General features: G+C 71.0%; 11 protein-coding genes and 1 pseudogene. 7 read left to right on the top strand and 5 right to left on the bottom strand.

Translation table 11 applies throughout. The features are described from left to right. From DW309_RS17475 to DW309_RS17460, 4 genes are all read right to left on the bottom strand, one after another. Window positions 1–215 (bottom strand): hypothetical protein (locus DW309_RS17475; protein WP_136046095.1); only part of this gene is annotated, 215 nt, incomplete at its 3' end. After that, on the bottom strand, window positions 212–2389 hold the full coding sequence (glgX, locus tag DW309_RS17470) for a glycogen debranching protein GlgX (RefSeq protein ID WP_136046094.1): 2178 nt from the start codon (window positions 2387–2389) through the stop codon (window positions 212–214). The genes glgX and DW309_RS17475, both read right to left, overlap by 4 nt. After that, complete coding sequence (locus tag DW309_RS17465) at window positions 2386–2673, bottom strand: hypothetical protein (RefSeq protein WP_136033824.1); 288 nt, start codon at window positions 2671–2673, stop codon at window positions 2386–2388. Before DW309_RS17465 ends, glgX begins: the two co-directional genes overlap by 4 nt. A 119-nt stretch (window positions 2674–2792) precedes the next feature. Further along, a complete protein-coding gene (locus DW309_RS17460; protein WP_136046093.1) occupies window positions 2793–3362 on the bottom strand; it encodes a dihydrofolate reductase family protein in 570 nt (189 codons plus the stop codon). A gap of 70 nt (window positions 3363–3432) precedes the next feature. Between DW309_RS17460 and DW309_RS17455 the strand changes: the two genes are divergently transcribed. The 5 genes from DW309_RS17455 (at window position 3433) to DW309_RS17435 (ending at window position 8728) form a co-directional block, all read left to right on the top strand. After that, window positions 3433–3999, top strand: coding sequence for a TetR/AcrR family transcriptional regulator (locus DW309_RS17455; protein ID WP_136046092.1), 567 nt, complete (start codon window positions 3433–3435; stop codon window positions 3997–3999). Window positions 4000–4110: 111 nt separating this feature from the next. Beyond that, window positions 4111–5445, top strand: a complete 1335-nt coding sequence (locus DW309_RS17450) for a GAF domain-containing protein (RefSeq protein WP_136046091.1) — start codon at window positions 4111–4113, stop codon at window positions 5443–5445. 9 nt (window positions 5446–5454) lie between these two features. Continuing rightward, on the top strand, window positions 5455–6567 hold the full coding sequence (locus tag DW309_RS17445; RefSeq protein WP_136046090.1) for an epoxide hydrolase family protein: 1113 nt from the start codon (window positions 5455–5457) through the stop codon (window positions 6565–6567). Window positions 6568–6676: 109 nt separating this feature from the next. Beyond that, entirely contained in the window at window positions 6677–8227 is a 1551-nt protein-coding gene (gene exaC / locus DW309_RS17440) for an acetaldehyde dehydrogenase ExaC (RefSeq protein WP_136046089.1), read from the top strand. A gap of 114 nt (window positions 8228–8341) precedes the next feature. Further along, a complete protein-coding gene (locus DW309_RS17435) occupies window positions 8342–8728 on the top strand; it encodes a DUF779 domain-containing protein (RefSeq protein WP_136046088.1) in 387 nt (128 codons plus the stop codon). Window positions 8729–8739: 11 nt separating this feature from the next. On the opposite strand, the gene DW309_RS17430 is transcribed toward DW309_RS17435, so the two are convergent. Continuing rightward, complete coding sequence (locus tag DW309_RS17430) at window positions 8740–9654, bottom strand: LysR family transcriptional regulator (protein WP_136046087.1); 915 nt, start codon at window positions 9652–9654, stop codon at window positions 8740–8742. A gap of 104 nt (window positions 9655–9758) precedes the next feature. Between DW309_RS17430 and DW309_RS17425 the strand changes: the two genes are divergently transcribed. Together DW309_RS17425 and DW309_RS20080 are read left to right on the top strand one after the other, a co-directional pair. Further along, window positions 9759–11138, top strand: coding sequence for an MFS transporter (locus tag DW309_RS17425; RefSeq protein ID WP_136046086.1), 1380 nt, complete (start codon window positions 9759–9761; stop codon window positions 11136–11138). Then, a pseudogene (locus DW309_RS20080) lies at window positions 11135–11216 on the top strand (3-hydroxybutyrate dehydrogenase); the annotation flags it as partial. The gene DW309_RS17425 and the pseudogene DW309_RS20080, both read left to right, overlap by 4 nt.

Genomic DNA, 11216 nt, shown 5'->3' with positions numbered 1-11216 from the left:
TCGAGACCGGCCTCGCCGCCGCGGTCCGCGTCCACGCGGGTGTGGTCGACCACGTCGTACCCGTGGGTGGAGCCGTGCACGGCCGCGAGCAGCGGCGAGACGTACACCCACGAGGCCCCGAGGTCGGCGAGGTACGGCGCGAGCTCGGCCGCCGCGTCGAGCGGGAGGTCCCGGCTGATCTGCAGGCGGTACGTCGACAGTGGCCGTCGGGTCATGCGTCGGCCTGCTCGCTCTGTGAGCGGAGCGAGGCGTCCACGGAGTCGTCGGTCGCGAGGGGTTCGCCGTCGATCTCGCGCAGCACGATCATGGCCTTGCCCTCCAGCGGGATCGCGGCGCTGGCATCGAGCGGACGGGTGTCGTCGATGTCGCCGGCGGTGTCGACGGCCACCGACCACTCGCGGCCGTGGCGTTCGTCGGGCAGCACCAGCTCGACGGGTTCGTCTCCGCTGTTGAAGTACACCAGGAAGTTCACGTCCTCCACCGGGCGGCCGCGGCGGTCGTTCTCGCGGATGCCGCGGCCGTTGAGGAACATCCCCACCGAGCGTCCGAAGCCCGAGTCCCAGTCCTCCGGTGCCATCGGGCCGCCATCGGGCCGCAGCCAGACGACATCCGGGATCCGCTCGCCGTCGTCCGCGCTCGCCGGTCGCCCGTCGAAGAAGCGGCTGCGGCGGAAGGTCGGGTGCTCGCGCCGGAGTCGTGCGACCGCGGCGGTGAACTCCACGAGCGGCAGGTCGGCGGCGTCCCAGTCGATCCAGGTGAGCTCGTTGTCCTGCGCGTAGCCGTTGTTGTTGCCGTGCTGCGTGCGCCCCAGCTCGTCGCCGTGCGAGATCATCGGCACGCCCTGCGACAGCAGCAGCGTGGCGAGGAAGTTGCGCTGCTGGCGCGCTCGCCGCCGGTTCACCTCGACGTCGTCGGTCGGACCTTCGACGCCGTTGTTGTCGGAGCGGTTGTGCGATTCGCCGTCGTTGTTGTCCTCGCCGTTGTCCTCGTTGTGCTTGTCGTTGTACGACACGAGGTCGCGCAGCGTGAAGCCGTCGTGCGCGGTGACGAAGTTGATCGACGCGACCGGCCGCCGTCCGGAGTGCTCGTACAGGTCGGCCGAGCCGGTGAGGCGGGCCGCGAACTCGCCCAGCGCCTGCGGTTCGCCGCGCCAGAAGTCGCGCACGGTGTCGCGGTACTTGCCGTTCCACTCCGACCACTGCGGCGGGAAGTTGCCCACCTGATAGCCGCCGGGCCCCACGTCCCACGGCTCGGCGATCAGCTTGACCTGCGACACCACCGGATCCTGCTGCACGAGCTCGAAGAACGCGGCGAGGCGGTCGACGTCGTAGAACTCGCGGGCGAGCGTGGAGGCGAGGTCGAAGCGGAACCCGTCGACGTGCATCTCCGTGACCCAGTAGCGCAGCGAGTCCATGAGCAGCTGCAGGGCGTGCGGGTTGCCGGCGTTGAGGCTGTTCCCGGTGCCGGTGTAGTCGGTGTAGTAGCGGCGGTCCTCTTCCAGGCGGTAGTACGCCTCGTTGTCGATCCCGCGCATCGAGAGGGTGGGCCCGAGGTGGTTGCCCTCGGCGGTGTGGTTGTAGACCACGTCGAGGATGACCTCGATGCCGGCCTCGTGCAGGGTGCGCACCATGGCGCGGAACTCCTGCACCTGCTGGCCGTGCTGACCGGTCGCCGAATAGGCGTTGTGCGGGGCGAAGAACCCGAGGGTGTTGTAGCCCCAGTAGTTCGACAGACCCTTGTCCTGCAGCACCGAGTCGTTGACGAACTGGTGCACGGGCATGAGCTCCAGCGCGGTGACGCCGAGGCGCTGCAGGTGCTCGACGACGGCGGGGTGGGCGATGCCGGCGTAGGTGCCGCGCAGCTCCTCCGGGATCTCGGGGTGACGCTGGGTGAGGCCCTTCACGTGCGCCTCGTAGATCACGGTCTCGGCGTACGGGGTCTTGAGGCGACGGTCGCCCGCCCACTCGAAGAACGGGTTGATCACGACGCCCTTGACCATCGCGGCGGCGGAGTCGTCGTCGTTGCGGGAGTCGGGGTCGCCGAAGTCGTAGCCGAACAGCGACTGCCCCCAGTCGATGTCGCCGGCGACGGCCTTGGCGTAGGGGTCGAGCAGCAGCTTGTTCGGGTTGAAGCGCCGGCCCTGCGCGGGGTCGTGCGGGCCGTGCACGCGATACCCGTACAGCTGCCCCGGCTGCACGGTGGGCAGGTAGCCGTGCCACACGTACGCGTCGACCTCGGTGAGCGGCACCCGGGTCTCGGTGCCGTCGTCGTCGAACAGGCAGAGCTCCACGCTCTCCGCGCCCTCGCTGAAGAGGGCGAAGTTGGTGCCCTGTCCGTCGAACGTCGCGCCCAGCGGGTAGGCCTCGCCCGGCCAGATCTCGCGGCTCATCCGGCGAGGGCGTGGTGGCGCGAACCGGCGGCCATGGCGCTGACGATGCCGACGGCGTGGTCGAACTCGTAGACCTGCGCGACCTCGACGGCGCGCGCATAGGGGTGACCGAGGTAGCAGACGTAGAGGGGCGGCACGACGTCAATGTAACCCACGGGCGAGGCGGGGTCGACGACATATCTGTCGAAGTCGATCCGCTCGCAGGACTGCTCAGCGGCACCGGCGGACGGAGGCGTCTGCGTGCGCTGCGGGGAGCCAGTGGGGATGGGGGTCTCGACGTTCATGGCGTCTCTCCTGACTCGTGGGTGTGACCTCACGATAGGAAGCGGGACGGATTCGGAGAACGCCATTGCCAGGGCGGCCGGGAGGGGGTATGGGGCCCGCCCTCCGGGCCGCCGAGCGCTCAGTTCTCGCGGCGCCTCTCGAATTCCGAGAACACGACGCCGGACTCGTACGCGGTCGTCGCCACGGCGTCGAACCGCTCGGGGCGATACGGGCGCTCGCCGAAGAGGGGGATGCCCGAGCCGAAGAGGAGCGGCTGGCGTTTGAGCACGAGCCGGTCGATCTCGTCGGCGAGGGTGGCCGCGAGGGCGCCGCCTCCGCACAGCCAGATCGCACTGCCGTCCTCCTGCTTGAGCCGGCGAACGACCTCGACCGGGTCTTCCGCCGTCACCTCCAGGTTCTCGGCCTCGGCCGTGTGCGCGCGGCTGAACACGATCTGGCGCAGGTGCCGGTACGGGCTCGGCAGGCCGCCCACCTGATAGGTGTTCCAGCCCATCAGCACGGTGTCGAACACGTCGTTGCGCTGCTCGATGCCCAGCGCCTCGGCGGCGACCGTGGGGATCGTGTCGGCGAACCGGGCGTTGATGCCGTCCATGTGGTCGCCCTCGACGAGGAAGGCGTCGAACTCTCCGCCCGGACCGGCGATGAAGCCGTCGAGCGTGACGGCCACGTAGTACACGAGTTCTCGCATGATTCTCCAATCACTACATCTGTCGCGGTTGAGACTACGACAGCCGTAGTGATTGCGCTAGGGTCGAGGCATGGTCAAGAACGAGTCGCGTCGCCGCGTGATCGCCGACGCCGGGCTGACGGTGCTGGCCCGCGAGGGCTCGCGCGGACTCACCCACCGGGCCGTCGACGTCGAGGCGCAGGTGCCCACCGGGACCACGTCGAACTACTTCCGCAGCCGCGAGGCCCTGATCGAAGGACTCGTCGACCGCATCGGGGAACGGCTCGCTCCGACCCCCGAGGATCTGGAACGCCGCGCCGCCGGCACCCCCGGCCCCGCGCTGTTCGCCGACTACGTGCGCGACATCGTGCGTCGGCTCACCGGCGACCGCGACGTGACGCTCGCCCTGTTCGAGCTGCGCCTGGAGAGCGCCCGGCGCCCCGAGCTCGCAGCCGTGCTCGGCGCGTGGCAGCGCGCGGGCTTCGACGCCGACGTGGCCTTCAACACCGCGGCGGGCCTGCCCGGCGGACGCGCGGAGATCGCCCTGTTCCACTACGCGATCGACGGCCTCCTGCTCGACCGCCTCACCACCCCGATCGACCCCGGCACCTCGACCGATGCCGTGATCGACGCCCTGGTCGCGGGCCTGCTCCGCTGAGCCTTCGAGCCCCTGCGCCGGAGGAGTCCCGCGGGGGCGCGAGGCGATATTCCGCCGCAGGTCCAACGCTCCTACACTGAGGGCACGCCCGTTCTCGACGAAGGAGATCGCGTGTCTGCACCGTGGCAGGGAACCCACGGGTCTCTCCCCGAGGCCCCGCGCCTGCTCGTCGAGCGTGCGCACGAGGAGCTGATCGCCGGGAACCTCGACGACCGCCGCCTGCAGGAGGTGCGCCCGCTCGTCCGGGAGTCGTGGGAGCGGTCATGGCGGGGTCGCGTCGGACCGGAAGGGCTTCCGCCGCTCGACCTGCACGCCGAGGAGCTGGAGGAGTACCGCCTCGCGCATCCGCTCGCCTCCGCGATGGACCTGATCCGTGCCCTGCTGCTGCCGGGCTCCTCGGAGGACTCCGGGGTCGTGATCGCCGTCGGCGACCAGGCCGGTCGGCTGCTGTGGATCGAGGGCGACGCGCAGCTGCGCTCGCTCACCGACGGCATGGGCTTCGTGGCGGGGGCGAACTGGTCGGAGTCCGCCGTGGGCACCAGCGCACCGGGCACCGCGCTCGCCCTCGGGCAGTCGGTGCAGATCCGCGGCGCCGAGCACTACAACCGGCTCGTGCACCCGTGGTCGTGCAGCGCGGCGCCCGTGCGCGACCCGGAGACCCAGCGGGTGCTCGGCGTGATCGACATCACCGGCGGCGCCGAGGTCGTCACCCCGCAGGCCCGGCTGCTCGTTGACGCGACCGCCCGTGCCGTCGAGTCCGAGCTGATGGTGGCCCGGCTGCGGCGGCGCGCCGAATCCCCGCGCAGCCGTCCCTCCCCGAAGCCCCGAGCGACGGCGACCGCCCGCGCGCGGCTGCACGTGCTCGGCCGCGACCGCGCGCGGCTGGAGACGGAGTCCGCGCACGAGGAGGCGGTGATCGAGCTGAGCGCGCGGCACGCCGCCATCCTCCTGATGCTCGCGGTGCACCGGCAGGGGCTCTCCGCCGAACGGCTGTGCGAGCTGGTGTACGGGCCCGACGTGTCGCCCGACACCCTGCGCCCGGAGATGGTGCGGCTGCGGAAGGTGCTGGAGCGCGCGGCTCCCGACCTGGTGCCCGAGTCCCGCCCGTACCGGCTGCCCGTGCCGCTCGAGACCGACGCCCACGACGTGCTGTCGCTGCTCGACCGCGGCGCCCACCGCGTCGCGCTCACCGCCTACCGCGGCGCCGTGCTGCCCGAGTCGACCTCACCGGGGGTGGAGGAGTTCCGCGACACCGTGCGCGCCGCGCTCCGGGAGGCGATGCTGTCGGAGGCGAGTCTCGACGTGCTGCTCGCGTACGCGGACATCCCCGAGGGGCGGGAAGACGCGGAGGTGCTGCGGCTCGCGCTGGAGATGCTGCCCGCGCGCTCGCCGCGGCGGGCGGGCCTGGTCACCCGCATCGAACGCGCTGTCGGTGGCCCCGCGTAGCGTCCGGGCATGACCGAGATCCGTCCGTTCCGCGTGCACGTGTCCGACGAGGTGCTCGACGATCTGCGCGCCCGCCTTCGACGCGCGCGGCTGCTCGACGACTCACCCCGGCGCATGCGCTCCGGCATGAGCGCGGCCTGGCTGCGCGAGCTCGTGCAGTCCTGGGCGGAGTGGGACTGGCGGGCGCGGGAGGAGTGGCTCAACGGCTTCCCGCAGTTCCTCGCCGAGGTCGACGGCACCGACGTCCACTTCGCGCACCTGCGCTCCGAGCGGACCGACGCCCCGGCGCTGCTCCTCATGCACGGCTGGCCGCACACGTTCGCGCTGCAGCTCGACGCCGCGGCGCTCCTCGACGACGTCCACGTGGTGGTCGCCAGCCTGCCCGGTTTCGCGTTCTCGCAGCCCTACGCCGACGGTCCGGCCGACGAGCGGCGCTTCGCCGCCACGATGCACCGGCTGATGACCGAGGTGCTGGGCTACGACTCCTACGTCACCTACGGCGAAGACGTCTCGGCGAACGTGAGCGATCTGATCGCCGCGTCATACCCCGATCGGGTGGCGGGCATCGTCGCGACCCATGCGCACTTCGGCACGCCGGAGGAGCGGGCGGCCAGCGACGACCCGGAGGTGCAGGCGTTCTTCGCCCGGCTCGACGCCGAGCACGGACCGAACGGGTCGTACGGGCACGTGCAGTGGGCGCGGCCCGACACCCTGGCCGCGGCGCTCAACGACTCCCCGGCGGGGCTGCTCGCGTGGATCGCCGAGAAGCTATCGGAGTGGGCCGACACCGACGGCGACGACCCGGCGGCCGTGCAGGCCGTGATCTCGCGCGACCGCATCCTCACCGAGGCGATGATCTACTGGGTCACGCAGAGCATCGCGAGCTCCTTCCGGCCGTACTACGAGGGCGCCGACACTCCGGCCCCGATGCCGCCGGTCACGGTCCCCGCCGCGGTGTTCATCCAGCGCCACGAGCACGACTACCCCGAGGGGCTCGCCCGCGGCTACTACCGCGACCTGCGCGTGTTCGAGCGGCTCGAGCACGGCGGGCACTTCACGATCGCCGAGGTGCCGGGGGCGATGGCCGAGCGGTTCCGCGCCTTCCTCGCCGCTCTTCCCTGAGGCTGCAACCTCCTGCAACGTTGCGCACGGGGCTGCAACGGGGAGCCGCCTACCGTCGGAGACAGCCGCTGAGCATCGAGGCCGCGGCCCACCCGTCGAAGGAGACCCCATGACCATCGTCGAAGAAGACGTGTCCCTCGCCTACGCCGCTCCGGGGCAGCCCGGTGCCGTGGCCACCTATCGCCCCCGCTACGGGCACTACATCGGCGGCGAGTTCGTCGAGCCCGTGAAGGGCCAGTACTTCGAGAACATCAGCCCGGTCAACGGCAAGCCCTTCACCGAGGTGGGCCGCGGCACGAGCGAAGACGTCGACCGCGCGGTCGACGTGGCGTGGAAGGCGTTCGCCACCTGGGGCAAGACCAGCCCCGCCGAGCGCTCGGTGCTGCTGAACCGCATCGCCGACCGGATGGAGCAGCACCTGGAGGCCATCGCGGTCGCCGAGACCTGGGAGAACGGCAAGCCCGTGCGCGAGACCCTCGCCGCCGACATCCCCCTCGCGATCGACCACTTCCGCTACTTCGCCGGGGTCCTGCGGGCGCAGGAGGGCGGCATCAGCCAGCTCGACGAGAACACCGTCGCGTACCACTTCCACGAGCCGCTGGGCGTGGTCGGACAGATCATCCCGTGGAACTTCCCGATCCTGATGGCCGTGTGGAAGCTGGCGCCGGCGCTCGCCGCGGGCAACTGCATCGTCATCAAGCCGGCCGAGCAGACCCCCGCCTCGATCCTGTTCCTGTTCGACCTGATCGGCGACCTCATCCCGGCCGGCGTCGTGAACATCGTGAACGGGTTCGGCATCGAGGCCGGGGCGCCGCTCGCGCAGCACAGGCGCATCCGCAAGGTGGCGTTCACGGGCGAGACCACGACCGGGCGGCTGATCATGCAGTACGCGTCGCAGAACCTCATCCCGGTGACGCTGGAACTGGGAGGCAAGAGCCCGAACGTGTTCTTCGAAGACGTCGCGCGCTCCACGACCGACCCGTTCTACGACAAGGCGCTCGAGGGCTTCACGATGTTCGCGCTGAACCAGGGCGAGGTGTGCACGTGTCCGTCGCGGGCGCTCATCCAGCGCTCGATCTACGACGGCTTCCTCGCCGACGGGCTGGAGCGGGTGAAGAAGGTCGTGCAGGGCAACCCGCTCGACCCGGCGACGATGATCGGCGCGCAGGCGTCGAACGACCAGCTGGAGAAGATCCTTAGCTACATCGACATCGGGAAGCAGGGCGGGGCGCGACTGCTCGCGGGCGGTGAGCGGGCCGACCTCGGCGGCGACCTGAGCGACGGGTTCTACGTGCAGCCGACCGTGTTCGAGGGCACGAACGACATGCGCATCTTCCAGGAGGAGATCTTCGGTCCTGTGCTGTCGGTCACCTCGTTCGACGACTTCGCCGACGCGATCTCGATCGCCAACGACACCCTGTACGGTCTCGGCGCCGGGGTGTGGAGCCGCAGCGGCGACACGGCCTACCGCGCCGGCCGGGCGATCGAGGCCGGCCGGGTGTGGACGAACACGTACCACCAGTACCCGGCGCACGCCGCGTTCGGCGGGTACAAGCAGTCCGGCGTCGGCCGGGAGAACCACAAGATGATGCTCGACCACTACCAGCAGACGAAGAACCTCCTGGTGTCGTACGCCGAGGGCCCGATGGGCTTCTTCTGATCCGCCTCCCGGGCGGGCGCGGCAGCGTCCGCCCGGGATACTCCGGTCGTCGAGCGAGCGACCCGCGAGCGGCGGGGTCTCGCTCGACGACCGGCACGACGGAAGGACGGGCACATGACGGAGAGCACCTCCGAGCGGGTCGCGGTGACGGAGCCCGCGGCCGCACTCGTGCGTGAACTGACCGCGCAGCACGGTCCGCTCATGTTCCACCAGTCGGGCGGCTGCTGCGACGGCTCCGCGCCCATGTGCTACCCCGTGGGGATGTTCCTCACCGGTCCGGGCGATGTGCTGCTCGGACGGCTCGACGTGGGGCTGACCGAGCCCGTGGAAGTGTTCATGTCGGCGTCGCAGTTCGAGTACTGGAAGTACACGCACCTCACGATCGACGTGGTCCCCGGTCGCGGCGCCGGCTTCAGCGTGGAGGGCCCGACGGGTCTGCGGTTCCTCATCCGCTCGCGCATGCTCGACCCCGCCGAGCTCCTGTCCCTCGGGCTCGCCTGACCGCGCGACGCTCAGGCGGTGAGGCCGTCGAGCATTGCCCGGGAGGCGCGGGTGCGGGCGCGCAGCGCGTCGGCGAGGGCGGCGACCGCGGGGAGCCGTAGCGACTCGGGCCGGGCGACCATGTAGTACGGCAGCTTCTCGGCGAACACCGACGGCAGCAGTCGCACCAGGTCGTCGTGGCGGTCGGCGGCGAAGCACGGCAGCAGCCCGATGCCCGCGCCCGCCCTGGTCGCCTCCACGTGCACGAACACGTTCGTCGACGTGAGGCCGTCCTGCATCCCGGGCACGAGCCGGCGCGGGAGGTCGAGTGCGTCCACCTGCAGCATCGAGTCGACGAAGTACACCAGGCGATGCCGCTCCAGCTCCTCCCGCGTGGCCGGCGTGCCCGTGCGCGCGAGGTAGTCGCGCGAGGCGTACATGCCGAGGGTGTAGGTGCCGAGCTTCACCGCGTGGGCTCTGCGGGTCTGGGGTGCGCCGACCACCACCTCCAGGTCGAGCCCGGCGCGGTGCTCGGCCGCCCGACGCGTCGCGGCGACGATCTCGACGGTCAGCCGCGGATGCTCGAGGCGCAGGTCGGCGATGGCGGGCGCCGCGATGTAGGCGCTGAAGCCGTCCGTGGCCGACATCCGCACGACGCCCGCGACCGGGTCGGGGGTCTCACCGCCGCCGTCGTCGAGCTGCGACAGTGCGGCCTCGATGCGTCCTCCGGTCTCGGCGGCGGTGCGCCCGAGGTCGGTGAGCTCCCATCCGGACGCGGACTGGGCCACGACCCGTCCGCCGAGGGCGTCTTCCAGGGCGGCGATGCGCCGGGCGACCGTGGTGTGGTCGAGGCCGAGGTGCGTCGCGGCGCTCGTGTAGCGGCCGGTGCGGGCGACCGCGAGCAGCACGAGCAGGTCGTCAGCCCGGGGTCGCCTCGTCGCCTCCATTCTGCAATTATGCACAGGGGCTGCGCGTGACTGGGCATTGCTGCAGCCTCAGCGCCCGCCGACACTGGTCGGGAGGTGTCACCGTCGACACCCGAAGGAGAGACATGGCATCCCCCACTGCTGCATCCCCGACCGCCGCACCCCCGTCGAAGCTCAAGCGCGTCGTCGCGGCCTCCATGGCCGGCACCGTCGTCGAGTGGTACGAGTTCTTCCTCTACGCCACCGCCGCGAGCCTGGTGTTCGGCACCTACTTCTTCCCCGCGACCGGCTCCCCGCTCGACGGCATCATCGCCGCCTTCGTCACCTACGCGGTCGGCTTCATCGCGCGCCCGCTCGGCGGCATCGTGTTCGGGCAGATCGGCGACCGCTTCGGCCGCAAGCCCACCCTGCAGGCCACGATCATCATCGTCGGCGCCGCGACGTTCCTGATGGGCTGCCTGCCCGGGTTCCAGAGCATCGGCTACTGGGCCCCCGCGATGCTCGTGGCGCTGCGGTTCATCCAGGGCTTCGCGGTCGGCGGCGAGTGGGGCGGCGCGGTGCTGCTGGTCGCGGAGCAGAGCCCCGACCGCTCGCGTGCGTTCTGGTCGAGCTGGCCGCAGGCCGCCGTCCCGGTGGGCAACCTGCTCGCCACGCTCGTGCTGCTCGTGAGCTCGTGGGTCATGAGCTCCGCCGCGTTCCTCGAGTGGGGCTGGCGCATCGCGTTCTGGCTGTCCGCCGTGATCGTCCTCGTCGGCTACTACATCCGCCGTCACGTGGAGGAGGCGCCGATCTTCCTGGAGGCGAAGGCCCAGGTCGAGACCGAGAAGGCCACCTCCTACGGCGTCGTCGAGGTGCTGCGCCGCTACCCGGTCGGCATCGTGCAGGCCATGGGCCTCCGGTTCGCGGAGAACATCGTCTACTACATCGTCGTCAGCTTCACGATCGTGTACCTCAAGACCGTGCACGAGTACGACACCAGCCAGCTGCTGCTGGCGCTGCTGATCGCACACGTGGTGCACTTCGCGGTCATCCCGCAGCTCGGCCGGCTCGCCGACCGCTGGGGCCGCAAGCCCGTGTACCTGACCGGCGCGATCCTCAGCGCGACGTGGGCGTTCTTCGCCTTCCCGCTGTTCGACACCCTCAACCCGGTGCTGATCGTGCTGGCGGTGACGATCGGGCTCTGCTTCCACGCGTTCATGTACGCGCCGCAGCCGGCCGTGATGGCGGAGCTGTTCCCGACGCGCATGCGCTACTCGGGCGTCTCGCTGGGCTCGCAGGTGACGGCGATCCTCGCCGGCTCGCTCGCCCCGATCCTGGCGATCCAGTGGCTGCGCGACTTCGGCTCCTGGTTGCCGATCGCGATCTACATCGTGATCGCCTGCGTGGTCACGGCGATCGCCGTGCTGTCGCTGCGCGAGACCACCGGCATCTCCCTGCAGGCGATCGACGACGAGGACGCGGCGCGCATCGCGGCACGGCTGGACGCGGAGAAGGCCGCCGCATGACGGATCTGCGCGGACGCCGGGCCCTCGTGACGGGCGGAGCGAGCGGGATCGGCGCCGCGTGCGTGCGCGCGTTCGCCG

This window comes from Microbacterium sp. K41 (genome assembly GCF_004794395.1).
In the GTDB taxonomy this organism is placed as follows: Bacteria; Actinomycetota; Actinomycetes; order Actinomycetales; family Microbacteriaceae; genus Microbacterium; species Microbacterium sufflavum.
Note: the sequence above shows the minus strand (reverse complement) of the source record. Positions and strands in the feature narration are given on the sequence as shown.